This window comes from Lonsdalea populi, assembly GCF_015999465.1.
Classification (GTDB): Bacteria; Pseudomonadota; Gammaproteobacteria; order Enterobacterales; family Enterobacteriaceae; genus Lonsdalea; species Lonsdalea populi.
Genome location: NZ_CP065534.1, coordinates 1,883,942 through 1,902,191 on the forward strand (window position 1 = coordinate 1,883,942; position 18,250 = coordinate 1,902,191).

Annotated in this window: 15 protein-coding genes, 1 tRNA gene, 1 other RNA gene, 2 pseudogenes and 1 riboswitch; of the genes and pseudogenes, 10 read left to right on the plus strand and 9 right to left on the minus strand. The window is 52.3% G+C overall.

Annotation, left to right across the window (positions count from 1 at the left end; genetic code table 11):
- Positions 1 to 38 precede the first annotated feature (38 nt).
- Positions 39 to 504 (minus strand): annotated as a pseudogene (locus tag I6N93_RS08175) (IS3 family transposase); the annotation flags it as partial.
- Between the two features lie 172 nt (positions 505 to 676).
- Positions 677 to 1,785 (minus strand): IS3 family transposase gene (locus tag I6N93_RS08180; protein WP_373853693.1). Its coding sequence is split into 2 segments (ribosomal slippage): positions 677 to 1,524 and positions 1,524 to 1,785, totalling 1,110 coding nucleotides; the frame shifts between segments, so codons are not numbered across the junction.
- A 1,373-nt stretch (positions 1,786 to 3,158) separates the two neighbouring features.
- On the opposite strand from I6N93_RS08180, the gene hns reads away from it, so the two are divergent.
- Positions 3,159 to 3,566 carry a histone-like nucleoid-structuring protein H-NS gene (hns, locus tag I6N93_RS08185; RefSeq protein WP_026739418.1) on the plus strand — a complete coding sequence of 136 codons (408 nt, stop codon included), beginning with the start codon at positions 3,159 to 3,161 and terminating at the stop codon, positions 3,564 to 3,566.
- 263 nt (positions 3,567 to 3,829) lie between these two features.
- Positions 3,830 to 4,451: pseudogene (locus I6N93_RS17460) on the plus strand (transposase); the annotation flags it as partial.
- A gap of 37 nt (positions 4,452 to 4,488) precedes the next feature.
- Here I6N93_RS17460 and galU read toward each other — a convergent pair.
- The 3 genes from galU to rssA all read right to left on the minus strand — a co-directional run bounded on the left by galU (position 4,489) and on the right by rssA (position 7,594).
- Complete coding sequence (gene galU, locus I6N93_RS08190) at positions 4,489 to 5,394, minus strand: UTP--glucose-1-phosphate uridylyltransferase GalU (protein ID WP_085687540.1); 906 nt, start codon at positions 5,392 to 5,394, stop codon at positions 4,489 to 4,491.
- Positions 5,395 to 5,598: 204 nt separating this feature from the next.
- The gene (gene rssB, locus I6N93_RS08195) at positions 5,599 to 6,615 is read right to left on the minus strand and encodes a two-component system response regulator RssB (RefSeq protein WP_085687538.1); all 1,017 of its coding nucleotides are present in this window, start codon (positions 6,613 to 6,615) and stop codon (positions 5,599 to 5,601) included.
- A 73-nt stretch (positions 6,616 to 6,688) separates the two neighbouring features.
- The gene (gene rssA, locus I6N93_RS08200; protein WP_085687536.1) at positions 6,689 to 7,594 is read right to left on the minus strand and encodes a patatin-like phospholipase RssA; all 906 of its coding nucleotides are present in this window, start codon (positions 7,592 to 7,594) and stop codon (positions 6,689 to 6,691) included.
- Between the two features lie 128 nt (positions 7,595 to 7,722).
- Between rssA and I6N93_RS08205 the strand changes: the two genes are divergently transcribed.
- The 4 genes from I6N93_RS08205 (at position 7,723) to I6N93_RS08220 (ending at position 9,518) form a co-directional block, all read left to right on the plus strand.
- Entirely contained in the window at positions 7,723 to 8,190 is a 468-nt protein-coding gene (locus tag I6N93_RS08205) for a YchJ family metal-binding protein (protein ID WP_085687534.1), read from the plus strand.
- Between the two features lie 72 nt (positions 8,191 to 8,262).
- Positions 8,263 to 9,111 (plus strand): formyltetrahydrofolate deformylase, encoded by an 849-nt coding sequence (purU, locus tag I6N93_RS08210; RefSeq protein ID WP_085687532.1) that lies wholly within the window; start codon positions 8,263 to 8,265, stop codon positions 9,109 to 9,111.
- 151 nt (positions 9,112 to 9,262) lie between these two features.
- Positions 9,263 to 9,347, plus strand: a tRNA-Tyr gene (locus I6N93_RS08215).
- A gap of 46 nt (positions 9,348 to 9,393) precedes the next feature.
- Positions 9,394 to 9,518: non-coding RNA, RtT sRNA (locus I6N93_RS08220), on the plus strand.
- A gap of 214 nt (positions 9,519 to 9,732) precedes the next feature.
- Here the strand turns inward: I6N93_RS08220 and I6N93_RS08225 are convergent.
- Positions 9,733 to 10,353, minus strand: coding sequence for a trimeric intracellular cation channel family protein (locus tag I6N93_RS08225; RefSeq protein WP_085687530.1), 621 nt, complete (start codon positions 10,351 to 10,353; stop codon positions 9,733 to 9,735).
- Positions 10,354 to 10,372: 19 nt separating this feature from the next.
- Positions 10,373 to 10,468, minus strand: a riboswitch (glycine riboswitch).
- Between the two features lie 232 nt (positions 10,469 to 10,700).
- Between I6N93_RS08225 and xthA the strand changes: the two genes are divergently transcribed.
- Entirely contained in the window at positions 10,701 to 11,507 is an 807-nt protein-coding gene (gene xthA, locus I6N93_RS08230) for an exodeoxyribonuclease III (RefSeq protein ID WP_085687528.1), read from the plus strand.
- 40 nt (positions 11,508 to 11,547) lie between these two features.
- Here the strand turns inward: xthA and I6N93_RS08235 are convergent, their stop codons facing one another.
- The 3 genes from I6N93_RS08235 to I6N93_RS08245 form a co-directional block, all read right to left on the minus strand.
- Complete coding sequence (locus I6N93_RS08235) at positions 11,548 to 11,853, minus strand: DUF1496 domain-containing protein (protein ID WP_085687526.1); 306 nt, start codon at positions 11,851 to 11,853, stop codon at positions 11,548 to 11,550.
- Entirely contained in the window at positions 11,850 to 13,781 is a 1,932-nt protein-coding gene (locus I6N93_RS08240) for a DNA topoisomerase III (RefSeq protein WP_085687524.1), read from the minus strand. The genes I6N93_RS08235 and I6N93_RS08240 overlap by 4 nt, the downstream gene beginning before the upstream one ends.
- An 89-nt stretch (positions 13,782 to 13,870) precedes the next feature.
- Positions 13,871 to 14,422, minus strand: coding sequence for an NAD(P)H nitroreductase (locus I6N93_RS08245; protein WP_085687522.1), 552 nt, complete (start codon positions 14,420 to 14,422; stop codon positions 13,871 to 13,873).
- 184 nt (positions 14,423 to 14,606) lie between these two features.
- Here I6N93_RS08245 and sppA point away from each other — a divergent pair, with 184 nt between their 5' ends.
- The 3 genes from sppA (at position 14,607) to pncA (ending at position 18,230) form a co-directional block, all read left to right on the plus strand.
- Positions 14,607 to 16,457: a signal peptide peptidase SppA gene (gene sppA / locus I6N93_RS08250; protein WP_085687520.1), complete on the plus strand. Its 1,851-nt coding sequence runs from the start codon at positions 14,607 to 14,609 to the stop codon at positions 16,455 to 16,457.
- Between the two features lie 91 nt (positions 16,458 to 16,548).
- Positions 16,549 to 17,565, plus strand: a complete 1,017-nt coding sequence (gene ansA / locus I6N93_RS08255; protein ID WP_085687518.1) for an asparaginase — start codon at positions 16,549 to 16,551, stop codon at positions 17,563 to 17,565.
- 14 nt (positions 17,566 to 17,579) lie between these two features.
- Positions 17,580 to 18,230 carry a bifunctional nicotinamidase/pyrazinamidase gene (pncA, locus tag I6N93_RS08260; protein ID WP_085687516.1) on the plus strand — a complete coding sequence of 217 codons (651 nt, stop codon included), beginning with the start codon at positions 17,580 to 17,582 and terminating at the stop codon, positions 18,228 to 18,230.
- Positions 18,231 to 18,250 lie beyond the last annotated feature (20 nt).

Genomic DNA, 18,250 nt, shown 5'->3' on the forward strand with positions numbered 1-18,250 from the left:
GTGTCGTTGGACTGACTCCATCATTTGGACAGTTCATATCAAGCGGCCTCCAGTGCCTGAGTTCGGTATCCTACCGGACTCAGGCCTTTTAGTTTCTGGCTTATCCGCTCGTAGTTGTAATAACGGATGTATTCCTCTATCGCTTTTTTCAGTTCTTCTATGTTGTTGAACTGACCAGGATAAAAACACTCCGATTTCAGTATTCCGAAAAATTCTCCACAATCGCACTATCCAGACAATTTCCTTTACAAGACATACTTTGCTCGACTCCCTGTGCTTTTCATTTTTCCTGATAGCTCGCCATCCGATACTACCAACCTTGCTTTGAGTGGAGTTTTCGTTAGCTTTTGACGAACTGAAACGACGATTCAGGATATTGGGAGCGGTTTTACCTGTTTCTCCTCTCCATGAGCGATATTTTTTCCTTCTGATCAGAGAGCGAAGCGACAGTTCTGCCATAAGACGTTGTACCGTCCTGTGATTCACTGACATACCCTGTTTTCTCGTTTTGAACTAAAGCCTTCAGCTTTTTTAGATAGGCATTCTCCGCCCGCAGATAGCGAAGTTCGGCTCGGAGTTGACCATGACCCCAAATCTGATCCACCCATAATCAGAAATAACCGGCTTCTGACCATGACCCCAAATCTGATCCACCCATAATCAGAAATAACCGGCTTCAGGTTGGTTGCATATTCTGGCAACCGGCAGATTTTTCGGCGAATTCAGCAGGGGTCATCCATCCCAGCGCGGAATGGGGACGGCCCTGATTATAGTGTATGCGCCAGGCCTCGATTTTGCACCGCGCATCTTCCAACGACATGAACCAGTTCTCGTTCAGGCATTCCTGCCGAAGCCTGCCGTTAAAAGACTCCACCGTGGCATTATCCGTGGGTGTCCCGGGCCGCGAAAAGTCAATCCTTATACCCCGTTCGTAAACCCATTTATCCAGCATTTTCCCTGCAAATTCAGAACCATTGTCGGTTTTCAGTAATAGTGGTAAAGGTCGCTTGAGCGCTATGCTGTTCAGCATCTCTGCAACTTCACCTGAGCGTAGATTCTGACCCACGCAGATCCCCAGGCATTCGCGCGTATAGAGGTCAATGACTGTCAGCAGACGCAGCCGACGCCCGTCGAATAAGGCGTCAGAGACAAAATCCATGCCCCACACGTGGTTCGGATAGAGCCCCTGAGGCTGCGGCTGACGCCGCTGAGCGGATTTATGGCGACGTGGGCGTTTGAGGCGCAGCGACAGTCCCTGTTCGCTGTAGAGCCGGTAGATCCTTTTGTGGTTATCACGCCAGCCTTCTCGCCTGAGCATCACGTGTACCCTGCGGTAACCGTAATGCACCCGGGTTTCGGTGATCTCCCGAATGCGCAAGCGCAGCGCGCTGTCGTCTGCAGCCACAGAACGATAGCGGAATGAGCTGCGACTGACGCGTAGCGCAAAGCAAACCTGCCTCTCGCTGGCTCCGTAACGGGCCTGCAAATCCCTGACCCATTCGCGCAAACGTGCCAGCGTCAGATCTTTTTTGCCAGTACGTCCTGTAGCATGGCTTTATCGAGGCTCAGGTCGGCCACCAGCTTCTTCAGCCTGAGATTCTCTTCTTCCAACTGCCGCATGTGTTTCAGCTCTGAAGGCGAAATCCCGCCGTATTTCTTACGCCACGCGTAAAAAGTGGCGTCGGAGATCCCCAGCTTGCGGCAGACGTCCGGCACAGAGGTCCCAAGCTCTGCCTGCTTGAGGGCAAAAACAATCTGCTCTTCAGTGAATCGTGACTTTTTCATCGGCACCGCCTCCATTCAGGGGAGTTTTTATCATGCCGGAATTCTGTTTCTGAATGGAGCAGGATTTTGGGTCAGGGTCAGTCTGATTTCAAGGGAATATTTAGGCTTTGCCATAAAAAACTGCATCTTACTTAGTTGGGTGTGCAACTTTGGGGGGTGCAGTTCACATTGATGCGGGGTTTTTTATTATTCGTCAGAAAGGGTCTACATAAGCCAATGGCACATCACGGGGATGAAGTGACATCTCCAAGGGAAATGGCGTCAGCATCGTCATTGAGGACGCTGATGGGATAGATTATGTGCGGGAGTAGTATCGACGCATTATTTATTAATCACTAGACTGCCGCCATATTGCGCGAAAAAAGATTTCGTTTTTTGCGATTAGCGGTTAGCGTACGAACTTTTTTTGTACGTGCTTTGAGTGTTAATATCTCAAATCACACCACACCGCTCAAACCGGCTCTGGATCCTTATGTCGGCCCCAAAAATGCGGAATAAAAATACCACAAATTCAGATCGAAGCTGCCAACGTCGAAGATTTATGAGACTTATTAATATGACTTAACTGCAAAGTGTGCGCGGGTTAAAATTTTCTTTGTATCAATAGTTACAAAAGTAAGCATGTCGTAAGGTTACTCAATTATCTCATCAGATTCTCTATAAAACCGTTAACGTGCGGACTCATTTGCATTGCAAATAAAATAGATAAATTAAGGGGGAATGCCGGGTATCAGCCTTCCGCATGCAGGAGGGGAGGATACTGACATATCGTTTATACAGGAATAGTTCCGACCCAATGTTCTTTCATTATTCGATTTAAAATAGACCATCATAGGTTTCACGCTACGTACCCAACCAGACCAAGAAACACGCCCACGACGCAATCTTTTCCAGCGTATTGAAATAGCGGTAACACCGCGGGAATCGCGTTATTAATGCCAGGAACGAATCGGTGGGCTCTGATTAGCCTTAAAATAAATTCGACCGTTATCAAATACAGCGCTGGTTCCAACAACGCGTGTCATGATTTGGAAATGATTGTAACAATCTTACTAAGCATACTTTACGCGAGCAGCATTTACCCTATTCCCTGCGAGGAGGTCGTGGTTAATTGAGCGCGTAAAACAGGAAAAATTGCGATTAATTGTTGGCTAAACAAACCGTGGCAACAGGTCAGACCATAATTCAGCCTGGAGTACGTAACCAAATGTATTAGCAATTCTTAAAGATTTATATCTGTCTGCTGATACGTGATAGCTGTATTAGATTTGTTATTTTTTCCGACAATACAAATCTACCTATTGCAGAAAATAAAATAGCGCTCTATCATCTCTCATACAGCCACTAATTAAATATATTTTGAGACTAATACAATGAGCGAAGCACTAAAGATTTTAAACAACATCCGTACCCTGCGCGCCCAGGCAAGAGAGTGTAGTCTGGAAACTCTGGAAGAAATGCTGGAAAAACTGGAAGTTGTGGTTAATGAACGCCGCGAAGAAGAAAGCCAAGCTCAAGCAGAAATTGAAGAACGTACTCGCAAATTGCAGCAGTACCGCGATATGTTAATTGCAGATGGTATCGATCCCAATGAACTGCTTCAGTCTTTAGGCTCTACTAAGGTTGCCGGTAAAAGCAAACGGGCAGCTCGTCCTGCCAAATACCAGTACACCGATGAGAACGGTGAAGTCAAAACCTGGACTGGCCAGGGCCGCACCCCGGCAGTGATCAAAAAGGCGATTGAAGAACAGGGAAAATCTCTGGATGACTTTCTGCTTTAATAGCATTGAATAATTAAGATTTATGAAATACCCCCTGCTCGCAGAGGGTATTTTTTATTTAATTTATGAAAGAATTATGTCAGGCGGGATAGTCTAAAAGTCATCTGCAATAGAACGAAGAACTGAAATTTATTAGCAAGCCTGTACATAAGTTATGTGCAATGACCTGATTTTGATATGTCCAATCCAACATCAAAACCATGTTGATTTATGGACGAAAAAACAGTTGTAACTTTGGCTCCGAACTGGCCAAATATCCCCCCCTGAAGACAATCAGCGCTGAGGCAACTCTTAACGCCGAAATGTCCCATCTCAGGGCTACGATAGAAATCAGAATAAATCTGGCTCTAATACCCACATGGGTACTCGACAAAGACCGTAACCACTATTAACGATCCACTGGCGCTGCATGCCCCTTCGCTCGAGAAGCCACCTTTGAACGGCTGCTGCGGAAGAAAAACCAGCCCCGGATTCGCGGGAAGGATAACTAAATATTGTCGTTGTACGCCAAGGCATGGCAACCCGCAAGATAGCGCTGCGTTAACGGGCTCAAAGGTTTCTCCGACGCCATAAACGCAGTGTATCGGCGGCTCGGACCCAGCTGCGTTTCCATCCACATGGGACACAAACAGCCTGAGGTGCTTCTGTTGGTGCGACTACGGCAGTCCTGGCCCCCAACGGAAGAGTCGGCGCTACAGGCCCCGGATGTGTGCTATGGCATGTGTTCAAAACATAAGGTGTTGCCGACGGATGACGCGGTGAAAAAGGTGGTGTGGCTGGCAATTCAGGCGGCCTCGCAAAAATGGACGATGCCGCTGAGGAAGTGGCGTAGGCAAGTTGCCTTTTATTATCAAGCTCAATGACCGCCGGAACGGTCACTTCTGAGAAAGGTCATTGACACAGAAGGTGCGTACCGCCTTTATTAGCTATCCTGAACGGCGGTTTTTAACCACTGATTGAATTCAGTGCCCAACGTTTTGTGACGCAATCCATATTCAACGAAAGCCGACATGTAACCCAATTTATTCCCGCAGTCGTGGCTGACTCCTTTGAGGTGATAAGCCTCAACGATCTCTTTGTCCATCAACATGGCGATAGCATCGGTGAGCTGAATCTCATTGCCAGCGCCTGGAGGCGTTTTTTTCAGGAAATCCCAGATTTGATCAGACAGAACATAGCGCCCAACCACGGCCAGATTGGATGGCGCTTCGTCTGCTTTAGGTTTTTCTACAACGCCGACCATTGGCGCGCTATCACCCGGCTTCAGTTCCCTTCCCTTGCAATCCACGACCCCATAGCTGCTGACGTCTTCAACGGGCTCGACCATTATCTGGCTGTGTCCTGTTTCTTCGAAGCGTTGAAGCATTTCGCTGAGGTTGTCTCTCTTCAGGTTGCTCTCGTATTCGTCGATGATAACGTCCGGCAAAATAACCGCCACGGGTTCGTCGCCCACAAGCGGATAAGCGCACAATACCGCATGCCCCAGGCCTTTAGCCACGCCCTGGCGCACCTGCATAATAGTGACATGCTCAGGACAAATAGATTTAACCTCATCCAACAGTTGTCGCTTTACGCGTTTTTCCAACATGGCTTCAAGTTCAAAGCTGGTATCAAAGTGGTTTTCAATCGAATTTTTGGAGGAATGAGTAACTAAAATAATTTCGTTAATGCCTGCCGCAATACATTCATTGACTACATATTGAATTAAAGGTTTATCAACCAGCGGTAACATTTCCTTTGGAATAGCCTTAGTGGCGGGCAGCATGCGCGTACCCAACCCGGCCACAGGAATGACCGCTTTTTTTACTTTTTTATTGACAGCTGACATAAACAACCTCGTATATTTCGTTCAAATAATGAGCTTTATTTAACATGTACACAGAAGCACTCAGTATACCAGTTCCGATACGCATTGCTCGGGACAGACTTCTGCTCGGAAAAATAAAGCGCATTACCCCTTAAATTGTAGAAATCTAAATAATCACAATGCGTAAATACAGGTTGAAGTATGCTTATCTCGATGACCATCAGATTAATCCGTAGAGACCATCAAACGTAACTGCCCACCACTTCCCCATATCTGGCACTGCCACGATTCGCACTGATAACCGAGTTGATTTAGATGAGCGCTATCCTTTGCCCCAAGCGGAATACCGCTGTGTAGCATCAACTGATTTTCTTTTACGCTGAGCGTCGCATGTAATCCTGCAGAAATAAGAATCAGCTTTTTCACACTGTGGTGGTAATACCCTACCAATAGTGGAAACTCGCCCTTAAGCCCGGCATGACGCAGTAATTGATTTACTTGTCTTAACAACATGGATAATTCAGGTTGCTTGCGCTGTTGGTTGGCGAGGTGCTCGCGTAACAGTCCGTTAAATAATGCGCGTAATAACAATGCAGCCACCACACCATTATTATGATCGGCCTGCGTTACATCCAGGCAGTAAAACGCCAGTTCATCTTCCGACAACGCAACGATGTCTAATACCAACCCTGGGTGGTCCGCAACGGTTAGCTGCCGATAATTAATACGGCACTGTGCAATCGTTTGATTAACAGGCGGCTGTAATTGCTCCAGCAGCTTGTTCACATCTGCCGGACATTGATTCAGCGATTCCATATCCTGCATTAATTTGTCGACTTCACTGACCTGGGAAGTGAACATATCGGGATAAAGGCATGACATTACCGTTTCACGTAATCGGTTATAATCATTGACTGGTTTGAGTAAGACGTCCTGAACGCCGAGCCGTAATATTTTAGCCACATCCGCCATATGACTGGTTGCCGATATGACCAAAATGGGCGTATCCGTATTCTGCTGACGAAATTGATCGACAAACTGAAATCCGCCCATCGTAGGCATATTTAAATCGCAGATGATCAGATCCGGCTGTTGGTGGGTAATCATATCGAAGGCATTCTGACCGTTGTCCGCCTCTATGACGTCGGCACCCAATGAGGTTAGATAACCAGCCAGTACAGAACGAAAAACAGCCTCATCCTCAACGATTAAAATATCTTTCCCCGTCAATGGTTGTGCCATTAGTTACCCCTTAAAACTCAGTCTGTTCATATTCATCTTGCTGGTGTTGTCATTCAGGCTACTCGACGGAGAGTCAGGTAGCCCGGTAAACCAATGGCAATAACATCTCTCGTTGTTTTTCCACCGCCAGTCTACCCGCGTCTATCGCTTCTTGAGCGCGATGGAAATCCAGCGTCGCTATCTGCGGACAGTAGGGTTGAATCAATACATCCGGCGGATCTCCGGCCATACGACTCATTTTCAGACGGTTCTCGAGCACCTGAATTGAGGTGCTCATAATCTCCATTGCCTTTGGTCTGACTTCCGCCGGCTGCCGCCCTCCCAAGTGAAGTCGTTCGCGTATTCGTTGCGACCACCCTCCCCCGGACACGACCTCCATCTCGGGTTGCGGCGGCTTTACGGAGAGCAAATCGTGACTCTTCAGACTTGCATCATGTTGTAAATCAACGGCAATCACGACATCCGCGCCCATCGCCCGCGTGAGGGATACGGGTACGGGATTGACAACAGCACCGTCCACTAGCCAAAAACCGTTGAACGAGACCGGGGATAACAAGCCCGGCATACTGCAAGAAGCACGTATAGACAAGTGCAAGTCTCCCTCTGTCAACCAGAGCTCACGACCTGTACTCAAATTGGTGGCGACCGCGCCGAACTTGATGGCGCAATCCTCAATCCGCTGGGTACGCAACAGCTGACGAACATGTTCGAAAACGCGATCGCCCCGCAACAATCCCCCGCGACGCCAGGACAGATCCATCAGTCGTATCACATCCCAATAGCCGAAACCACCGACCCAACGGGCCATGCAGTCCAACTGGTTGGTTGCATAAGCTGCGCCGACCAACGAGCCGACCGAGCATCCGGCGACAATCTCAGGCTCGATACCGAGATCTTTTAACGCGTTGATGACGCCAATATGTGCCCATCCTTTTGCAGCACCGGACCCCAAAGCTAATCCGATCTTGACCTTACGCATGCTTTCTCCCCTGCCTGCTTTATTCTAGACTACATTGCCATGCGTCAAACTCGCTGGGTACTATATGAAGCGTTTTTAAGATACGTCTCAATTATTTAATTCATTAAAAAATTATTAAGGTAGATATTGTGTCCGAATGTTGCATTTGCGGCAATCAACAACCTTTTTCGCGCTGCTGCCAAATTTATCTCCAGGGTGTAAAGGCTGCGCCCTCCCCCGAATCATTGATGCGATCGCGGTATAGCGCCTACGTTCAGCAAAACGTTGACTACCTAATCGCTACATGGCATCCGACATGCCATGCTGAGAACTTCAGAACAGAGATCGCGTTAACCTGCAATAACACTGAATGGCAGGGCCTTAACGTATTGACGAAAAGTGGGGGAAAAGAGGCCGATGAAGGATTCGTCGAGTTTGCGGTACGCTATGCAGACAGAGAGACGCCTCGGCACAGCATGTTGCTGAGAGAGCGCTCACGCTTCCTTCGCCATCACGATCGCTGGTACTATGTCGACGGCGTTCATCTGCCGACCGGCAGAAATGGAGGCTGTCCCTGTGGCTCAGGTAAAAAATACAAAAAGTGCTGCGGACAATAGAGTAACAGCCCGCAATTTCGGCGCGGCTGAATAAAATGATTGATATTTGCTTTAGACAGGATCGACACCCCCATGCAATTCCATAATATACAAAGAAAAATTCTACGAACTATCTGCCCTGATTCAAAAGGGTTGATCGCAAAAATCACCAACATTTGCTACAAGCACGAACTGAACATCGTGCAAAACTCCGAGTATGTCGACCATCGTACCGGGCGTTTTTTCATGCGCACCGAACTGGAGGGCATCTTCAACGATACTACGCTGCTGGAAGATCTGGACAGCGCCTTACCAATAGGCTCAGTACGTGAACTAAGCAACGCAGGCCGCCGCCGCATTGTGATTTTGGTGACCAAAGAAGCCCACTGTCTCGGCGATCTATTGATGAAAAACGCCTACGGTGGTTTGGATGTCGAAATTGCTGCAGTGATCGGTAACCATGAAACACTGCGCACGCTGGTTGAACGGTTTGGTATTCCGTTCCACCTGATCAGCCACGAGGGATTATCCCGCGACGAGCACGATCAACAAATGATCGCTCAGATCGACCCGTATCAGCCGGACTATGTTGTATTGGCGAAATATATGCGTGTCCTGACACCGGCATTCGTACAGCACTACCCGAATCAGATCATCAATATTCATCACTCATTCCTGCCCGCATTCATTGGTGCCCGTCCTTACCATCAGGCTTACGAACGTGGCGTTAAAATCATCGGCGCCACCGCTCACTATGTGAACGACAGTCTTGATGAGGGTCCCATCATCATGCAGGACGTCATTCATGTCGATCATACCTATACGGCTGACGACATGATGCTTGCAGGTCGCGATGTCGAGAAAAATGTGCTCAGCCGAGCACTTTATCAGGTGCTGGCTCAGCGTGTTTTCGTTTACGGAAATCGCACGATCATCCTGTAACGCATAGCCTCATGCCATCAAGCCGCTTAAGGCGACGGCAGACGGCATAAAAAACCGGCAAACGAATCTGATTTTACTGGTTCAGACTTTACAGGGGCGCGGTATTTGGTATGATGCGCCCCGCTTAACGAAAAACACGGTTCAGGCCAGTGGTGGGGTTCCCGAGCGGCCAAAGGGAGCAGACTGTAAATCTGCCGTCACAGACTTCGAAGGTTCGAATCCTTCCCCCACCACCATCTCGCAAAGAATGACTTCCCAGATGAATCCAACACGCTGAAGTCGCCTATTCCCGTTGGGGGAAGGTGAGAACCTTCGACAAGGTTCGAGTCGAGCGCAGCGAGACAACGTGCGCAGCACGGCCCGAAGGGCGAGGAACGTAGTGACGAGTCATCCTTCCCCCACCGCCCTACTCTAAGAGCCACTCCTTAAATTAATCCCACGCCTCAAAGTTACCTGTTCCCGTTGGGGGGAACCGAGATCCTTCGACAAGCTTCGCGTCGAACCCGATGACAATTATCGACCTGCTTTATAAAAGCATTCCCCGCTGGTGTTTCCGAGAAATACTATCTTTTGCCCCATGCAGTCCCGAGCATATATCCCGGGAGAACAGGTGATATTGGTTTACCCTTTCCATCGTCCGGGCATGTAGGTGAATACCGGTAATTGCCATGACCAACGAATGGCCGCCAGCCGTACAGCGAGCCCAATCAAAAAGGAAAGCAGTTGATTGAAATCGTGCTGGAGGCCGACATGCTGAAAACCGAGATAAAGGAGCGCCACCAGCAGAGAAACACTGGCATACAGCTCTTTACGCAGCACCATCGGCGTGCGGTTGCAGAAGATATCCCGCAAGATCCCGCCGAAAATCCCTGTCGTTACACCCGCGATGACCACAATCGTCAACGAATAATTCAGATGAAGCGCCACATTACAGCCAATAATGGTGAATGCGATGAGCCCCATCGCATCCAATACCAAAAACAGGCGATGCAGATGCTGCATGAAGCGCGCGATGATAACGGTGAACAGACCAGCGCTGACCGTGAGATAGATGTAGGCCGGATGTTGTGTCCAACCGATAGGGAAATTGCCGAGGAGAATGTCTCGAACGGTGCCGCCTCCCAACGCCGTGATGAAAGCGATCAGCGAAACGCCGAAAATGTCCATATTGCGGCGGCCTGCCGCCAGCGCACCGGACATCCCTTCAGCGGTAATGGCAATAAGATAGATATAGGTCAGCACACGAGCCTCTCGTGGTTGTGCCCCTCCCTCTGTCCTTTTACCTGAGAGTTTGTGCAGCTTACGCCGCTTGCCCCTTCGGTGGGTTGCCTGGCAACCGCTCTCCAGTTGGCGTCAATAGAATATGCAGTAAGGTGACCTGAGCGATTATGGGAGTTTGCGCCTTCGGCGGGATGGCCTGAAATGACCTCTTCTCTCCTGCGAAACGCGGAGTATACGGACTCTCCCGGCCGCCATCAACCCTCCAGCATCGATGGGTACTATCGGTGTTTACGCTGGGTCATGACCGTGACTCGCCGACGCCATTTCTGCTACCATCACGGCACATTTTCATTACAACGGCAGCGAACATGAAGTTTGTTTCTTTTAACATTAACGGCCTGCGGGCACGGCCTCATCAATTAGCCGCAGTGGTCGAACAACATCAGCCGGACGTCATTGGTTTACAGGAAACCAAAGTGCACGACGATATGTTTCCGCTGGAAGATGTCGCTCAGCATGGCTATCACGTGTTCTACCACGGACAGAAGGGCCATTACGGCGTGGCGTTGCTGACGAAGAAAGAACCGCTGGCGGTCCGACGCGGATTTCCGACCGATAAAGAAGACGCGCAGCGACGCATCATCATGGCGGATATCGACACCGCTCAGGGTCCGCTGACCGTCATCAACGGTTATTTTCCTCAGGGAGAAAGCCGCGACCATCCGACGAAATTCCCTGCGAAATCGCGCTTTTATCAGGATTTGCAGAACTATATCGAACACCATCACCCGCATGGACAACCGCTGGTGATCATGGGCGATCTGAATATCAGCCCGACCGATCTGGACATTGGAATTGGGGAAGAAAACCGTAAGCGTTGGCTGCGCACCGGTAAGTGTTCTTTCTTGCCGGAAGAGCGTGAGTGGCTGGCCCGACTGCAAAATTGGGGACTGGTGGACACGTTCCGCGCCGCCAATCCATCCTGCAACGACCAGTTTTCCTGGTTCGACTACCGTTCCAAAGGCTTTGATACCAACCGCGGTCTGCGTATCGACCTGATTCTGGCGAGCCAGTCTCTGGCGGAAAGCTGCACCGCAACCGGTATTGACCACGTCATCCGGGCGATGGAAAAACCGTCGGATCACGCGCCTATCTGGGCGGAGTTCTCACTCTAAAGCGCACGTTGGCGGGGCCGTCATTCAGCCCCGCCGGAGGTTATTTCACCATCCGCCACACCAAATTATTGGTGCTCAGCCGCTGCTTATCCTCAGCGCATTGCAACAGGGCGCCCTCCATCTTGATGACCGCCCCTTCGGAATACTGCTTATTTTGGTAGGTACAGCAGCGAATACATACCGGGCCATTATCCTGTTGACCCGTATTGTTGCCGTTGCCCCAAATCACCTGCGGTGGAACCGGCACCACGATATCGGTATTCGTATGACTCCCCGGATTGGCCTTCCCCCAGAGAGGCAGAACCACCAGCGTTGCCGCCAGAATCTGTCCCCATCGTACCGTCATGAATTATGCTCCTTAGCCTTGGGCGGCGACTTACGCCGCTTATTGGGTTTCGATTTACCGGGCGCGGGCGGCAGGCCTCGTAATAACGGCATACTGCCACGATGCCTGACCTGCTGGATGATGTCGCACAGCGACTCCGTCAAAGGCTGCATAAAGTCCTGATAGCGACACTGCTTTTCGCTGATTTTAGTCAGCGTGGACTCCCAGTGCGCTGTCATATCCGGATGCGCCGCACTGGGCGGCAACGAATGAATCAGCGCTCGCCCGGTTTCACTGGCGTGAATGTAACGCCCTTTTTTCACCAGGAAAGCGCGCTTGAACAGGAGTTCGATAATTCCGGCTCTCGTCGCTTCCGTTCCTAAACCATCGGTCGCACGCAGAATTTTCTTGAGTTCTTTATCCTGCACGAACCGGGCGATGCCCGTCATGGCCGACAACAGCGTCGCATCGGTAAAATGCCGCGGCGGCTGAGTCTGGCGTTCTACCACCTCCCCCCGCTCACACCATAGTTCATCGCCCTTGCTGACCACTGGCAGCGGCGTACCTTCGTTCTCTTCGTCCCGCTCTTTACCGCCCAAGAGCGCACGCCAGCCTGCTTCCGCCAGAAAACGCGCTTTAGCCACGAACTTCCCGCCAGCGATATCTAGTTCAATTACGCACTTGCGGAAGACGGCATCGGCGCAGAACTGCATCAGATATTGTCGGGCGACGAGTCCATATACCTGACTTTCCGGCTGCGTCAGCGTCGTCTTGGCCGTTCTCGCCGTCGGAACGATCGCGTGGTGAGCATCCACCTTGCCGTCATCCCAGCATCGGTTGCGACGTTCGCTATTGAAAATCGGTTCCGGCGGCTGTAAACCGGGCTGATGAACCCCAATAGCCTGCAACACCGCCTGTCGTCCTGCAAAGTGCTCTTCGGGCAGATAGCGGCAGTCCGAACGTGGATAGGTGATTAGCTTGTGGGTTTCGTACAGCCGCTGGCAGGTATCCAGCACCTGCTGCGCGCTTAAACCAAAGCGCCTGGCGGCTTCTATCTGCAGCGTGGACAGAGAATACGGCAACGGGGCGATTTCTGATTCCCGTTTATCATTATTGTCGGTGACTTGCGCAGGCTGTCCGGCAATGCGGCTCACCACATGTTCCGCCAGAGGCCGGTGCAGCAAACGTCCTTCTTCGTCTTGATAAGGTTCGCAGGATTCGCTGGGCTGCCACAGCGCCGTAAAGCGCTCATCCTCCGGCGTCACGATGTGCGCTTTGACGTCAAAAAAGTCTTTAGGCACGAAATTTTCAATCTCTTCATCGCGCCGAACGACCAGCCCCAGCACGGGCGTCTGCACCCGGCCCACCGACAGCACGCCGTCGTAGCCGGCATGGCGGCCGAGCAGAGTATAGGCGCGAGTCATATTGATGCCATACAGCCAATCCGCGCGCGAGCGGGCCAGCGCGGAGACGCAAAGCGGGATAAATTCACGGTTTTCACGCAGACGGGCGACGGCTCTTTCAACCGCCTGCGGGTTGAGATCGTTGATCAGGCAGCGCTGTACGCGCTGCCGTTTTTCGCTGGGCAGGTCGAGGTATTCCAGCACTTCATCGATCAACAGTTGCCCCTCTCTGTCGGGGTCGCCGGCATGAATGATGTCATCCGCCTGCTGTAATAGTTTTTTGATGGCATTGAGCTGTTTGCTGACGGAAGGCCGCGGCTGCAGCCGCCACTTCAGCGGCACAATCGGAAGATCGTCCAGCGCCCAGCGCGCATAGCGGGGATCGTAGGCGTCCGGCTGGGCCTGCTCCAGCAAATGACCCACGCACCACGTCACGACGTCGTGTTGCCCGCAGGCAATATATCCCTCACCCCGCCGATGGGGCTTAGGCAAAACATCGGCGATAGCTCGCGCCAGACTGGGCTTTTCGGCAATAAAAAGTCGCATGATTCACCGCACTACCGGCAGTTGTTATCGAGGTTCCCCTTATCTCGAGATAAAGAGAACGGCATAGCGATTCGCCGCAGCGAAGCGCATCAGAAATAGCGGACAATCCGATCCGGATCGATCGGCGTCAGCGTCGAGGAGGCTTTCAATTGAGGAGTACCCAAGTAGAGGAATCCGACGATTTCATCCTGTGGACGACAGTCGAAGGCATCGCGCACGCGCGCGCTGTGCGTCCAGGCGCCGCTGCGCCAGATGCCGTTGAACCCCTGCGCCTGCGCCGCCATCTGCATGGCATGGACGGCGCAGCCCGCCGATACCACCTGCTCCCACTCGGGAACTTTGTGATTCTCCTCGCAATGCGCGATGACGGCAATGATCAGCGGCGCCCGGAACGGCGACTTGCGCGCCTTTTCGATAGCAGACTCATCCAGATGATTCTGCTGCGCCGCCTCGACCAACACATCGCTGAAACGACTGAGCCCCTCGTCCTGAATGACAAAGAAGCGCCACGGCTGCAATGCGCCGTGGTCGGGAGCCCGCATGCCGGCATGAATGATATTTTCCAGCACCGTGCCTGTCGGGGCCGGCGCGGTCAGTCGGGAAGCCGAACGACGATTAAGCAATAATTCCAGGGCATCCATCACACATCTCCTGTATTTCGTCCGGTAGCAAAGATTGAGACGAGATTGCGCGCAACGGTAGCACAGCCAGAAGTTTTGTTACAAGTTAACAACCTACCGCACCGCGCCGGGCAAGATAAAAAGCTGACTTTTACCTGTCCGCTCATTAGGATACTAAACTGCTTTTTCCATTTTCGGAGTTATCATGCGCACGATGTGGCGGATTTTCAGCGGATTCTTTAAGTGGGGTTGGTGCCTGCTTAATTTCATCCGGGAATTCATCCTCAATATTTTTCTTATCATGCTGATCCTGGTCGGCGTGGGTATTTACACTCAGTTCAAGACGCCCCCTCCGGAAACCGCCAAGGGCGCGCTGATGCTGAACATCACCGGCGTCGTCGTCGACAAACCGTCAGTGAATAATAAACTGCGGCAGTTTGGCCGCGAGTTTTTTGGCGTTTCCGCCAATCGCAATCAGGAAAACTCGCTATTTGACGTGATTGACGTGATTCGGCAGGCCAAAAACGACCGTAACATCAGCGGCATGGTGATGGATCTTTCAGACTTCGTCGGCGCCGACCAGCCGTCTTTGCAGTATATCGGCAAGGCGCTGCGTGAATTCCGTGACGCGGGCAAACCGATTTACGCCGTAGGCGATAACTACGACCAGCCGCAGTACTACCTGGCCAGTTACGCCAACAAGATTTTCCTGACGCCGCAAGGCGGCATCGACCTGCATGGCTTCGCCACCAACAATCTTTATTATAAAACGCTGTTGGATAAGCTGAAGGTCACCACGCACATCTTCCGCGTCGGCACCTACAAATCCGCCGTCGAACCCTACATTCGGGATGATATGTCCCCCGCCGCACGGGATGCTGACGCTCGTTGGGTCAACGGCCTGTGGCAAAACTACCTCGCGACGGTCGCGGCAAATCGCAAGATCACGCCTCAGCAGCTCTTCCCCGGCGCTGAAGGCCTGCTCACCGCGCTGCGCGCTGCGGATGGCGACACCGCACGCTATGCGCTGGATAACAAATTGGTGGATGAAGTTGCTTCCCGCACAGTCATTGAGCAAAAGCTGATCAAAACGTTCGGCTGGGATGCTAAGAACAAAAACTTTAACTACACCTCCCTCTATGACTACACGCTGTCCGACCCTCAGCCAGATAACAACCAGATTGCCGTAATCTTCGCCAACGGGATGATCGTCGATGGTAATGAAGCGCCCGGCTATGTCGGCGGCAATACGACGGCCGGACAGATCCGCGACGCCCGGCTCGACCCCAAGGTGAAAGCCATCATCCTGCGGGTGAACAGCCCGGGGGGCAGCGTCACCGCATCCGAGAAAATCCGCGCCGAGCTGGCTACCGCACGCCAGGCGGGCAAACCCATTGTGGTTTCAATGGGGGGCATGGCCGCCTCCGGCGGTTACTGGATCTCCACGCCCGCTAACGCCATTATCGCCAGCCCCAGCACGCTCACGGGTTCCATCGGCATCTTCGGCGTGATTAACACGGTTGAGAATACGCTGGACAGCGTCGGCGTCCATACCGACGGCGTCGCCACCTCTCCTCTGGCCGATTTGTCCATGACTAAAGCGCTGCCGCCTGAATTCGGCCAGCTGATGCAGATCAACATCGAGCGAGGCTACAAAACTTTTCTTTCTTTGGTGGCCAAGTCCCGCAACAAAACCCCGCAACAGGTGGACGAAATCGCACAAGGCCACGTCTGGATCGGCCGCGATGCGAAAGCCAACGACCTGGTCGACACGCTTGGCGACTTCGACGACGCGGTGAAGAAAGCGGCTGAGCTCGCCAAGTTGGACCGTCATCAACTGGTGTGGTTCGAAGAGGACGAAGGGTTGATAGACGCACTCTTCAATCAGGTTCGGAGCTCGGTCTATGCCCAGTTCCCGGACGCCTTGCAGACGCTGATCCCCGCACCTGCCGCGGAGCTAAGCGAGATGCTTCGCGCTCAACCGTCCTTGTCGAATAAACTGACCGACCCGCAACATCGCTATGCCATGTGTCTAAGCTGCGGCAACGTTCGCTAATAACTAAGCCAGCCCGGGGGACTATCGTCGGGCTGCTTTTCACCTCGCTTCGCTTTATAATCCATTTTTTGATTTTGACATAATCACCTCCATGCAAAAGAAATCCATTTATGTCGCCTACACGGGCGGTACGATCGGCATGCAACACTCCGCTCAAGGCTATATCCCGGTGTCGGGCCATCTCCAGCAGCAACTGGCGCAGATGCCGGAATTTCATCGGCCGGAAATGCCGTCCTTCACCATTCATGAATACACGCCGCTGATCGACTCCTCGGACATGACGCCGGAAGACTGGCAGATCATCGCCAACGACATACGGCAACACGACGATGACTATGATGGTTTCGTCATTTTGCATGGGACCGACACGATGGCCTTCACCGCGTCGGCGCTCTCGTTCATGCTGGAAAATCTGGCTAAGCCCGTTATCGTGACAGGGTCACAAATCCCGTTGGCCGAACTGCGCTCTGACGGGCAAACCAACCTGCTGAACGCGCTGTATGTGGCGGCCAACCATCCTATCAATGAGGTCAGCCTGTTTTTCAACAACAAGCTGCTGCGCGGCAACCGCACTACCAAAGCCCATGCCGACGGTTTCGATGCGTTCTCCTCCCCCAATTATCCTGTGCTGCTGGAAACCGGTATCCATATTCGCCGTCTCTCTTCGGCACCACTGTTGGCGTCGAGCGAGCCGCTGATTGTTCATGACATCACCCCTCAGCCCATCGGCGTTATCACGATTTACCCCGGCATTTCCGCCGACGTGGTGCGCAATTTCTTGCTTCAGCCGGTCCGGGCATTGATTCTACGCTCATACGGCGTCGGCAACGCCCCCCAGAATAAAGCATTTCTGAAAGAGCTGCGGGAAGCGTCCGATCGCGGCATTATCGTCGTCAATCTGACGCAGTGCATGTCCGGCTGCGTCAATATGGAAGGCTATGCGACGGGTAACGCATTATCGCAGGCCGGCGTGATCGGCGGATTTGATATGACCGTTGAGGCGACGCTCACCAAGCTGCACTATCTGCTGAGCCGAGACGACCTGTCTCCTGATGATATCCGTCTTCTGATGCAGCAGGATCTTCGGGGTGAACTCAGCAATAGCTAATTTCTGGAGGTGATATGACGAAAGCGCTGTTACTGATCGATTTGCAGAATGACTTTTGTCCCGGCGGCTCACTGGCCGTTAGTGAAGGCGATTGCGTGATCCCAGTAGCCAACCGGGTCATTTCCGCCTGTCAAACTGCACATGCCGCCGTCGTAGCCAGCCTCGACTGGCATCCGGCCGACCACCGCAGCTTTGCCGTCAATTCTGGTACGACTATCGGTGAGGTCGGCGAGCTGGAAGGGCTGCCTCAGGTATGGTGGCCCGCGCACTGCGTCGCGGGCGAACCGGGCGCGGAGTTTCACCCCGCCCTGGAGCAGCAGGCCATTGACTGGATTGTCCGTAAAGGAACCGATAGTAGCATCGACAGCTATAGCGCCTTCTTCGATAACGGGCACCGGGTAAAAACAGAACTGGACGACTGGCTGCGCGCCCGCCACATCGACTCGCTCACCATTATGGGATTGGCGACGGATTATTGCGTGAAGTACACGGTGCTGGATGCGTTGGCGCTGGGGTATCATACCGAGGTCTTGGTTGACGGCTGTCGCGGGGTCAACCTGCAACCCGCAGACAGCCAAGAGGCGCTTCAGGAGATGCGGGCGCGTGGCGCGATCCTGACGGACTCACACGCATTCATCAGCGCGCTCGCCTCCTCACAGGGCTAGACCGGCTGTGGCGGAGACGA

What these genes read in the sequence shown, in the direction of transcription:
- hns (WP_026739418.1), top strand. Translation starts at nt 3,159, where the DNA reads ATGAGCGAAGCACTAAAGATTTTAAACAACATCCGTACCCTGCGCGCC.
- galU (WP_085687540.1), bottom strand. Translation starts at nt 5,394, where the DNA reads ATGTCAGCTGTCAATAAAAAAGTAAAAAAAGCGGTCATTCCTGTGGCC.
- rssB (WP_085687538.1), bottom strand. Translation starts at nt 6,615, where the DNA reads ATGGCACAACCATTGACGGGGAAAGATATTTTAATCGTTGAGGATGAG.
- rssA (WP_085687536.1), bottom strand. Translation starts at nt 7,594, where the DNA reads ATGCGTAAGGTCAAGATCGGATTAGCTTTGGGGTCCGGTGCTGCAAAA.
- purU (WP_085687532.1), top strand. Translation starts at nt 8,263, where the DNA reads ATGCAATTCCATAATATACAAAGAAAAATTCTACGAACTATCTGCCCT.
- xthA (WP_085687528.1), top strand. Translation starts at nt 10,701, where the DNA reads ATGAAGTTTGTTTCTTTTAACATTAACGGCCTGCGGGCACGGCCTCAT.
- I6N93_RS08235 (WP_085687526.1), bottom strand. Translation starts at nt 11,853, where the DNA reads ATGACGGTACGATGGGGACAGATTCTGGCGGCAACGCTGGTGGTTCTG.
- I6N93_RS08240 (WP_085687524.1), bottom strand. Translation starts at nt 13,781, where the DNA reads ATGCGACTTTTTATTGCCGAAAAGCCCAGTCTGGCGCGAGCTATCGCC.
- I6N93_RS08245 (WP_085687522.1), bottom strand. Translation starts at nt 14,422, where the DNA reads ATGGATGCCCTGGAATTATTGCTTAATCGTCGTTCGGCTTCCCGACTG.
- sppA (WP_085687520.1), top strand. Translation starts at nt 14,607, where the DNA reads ATGCGCACGATGTGGCGGATTTTCAGCGGATTCTTTAAGTGGGGTTGG.
- ansA (WP_085687518.1), top strand. Translation starts at nt 16,549, where the DNA reads ATGCAAAAGAAATCCATTTATGTCGCCTACACGGGCGGTACGATCGGC.
- pncA (WP_085687516.1), top strand. Translation starts at nt 17,580, where the DNA reads ATGACGAAAGCGCTGTTACTGATCGATTTGCAGAATGACTTTTGTCCC.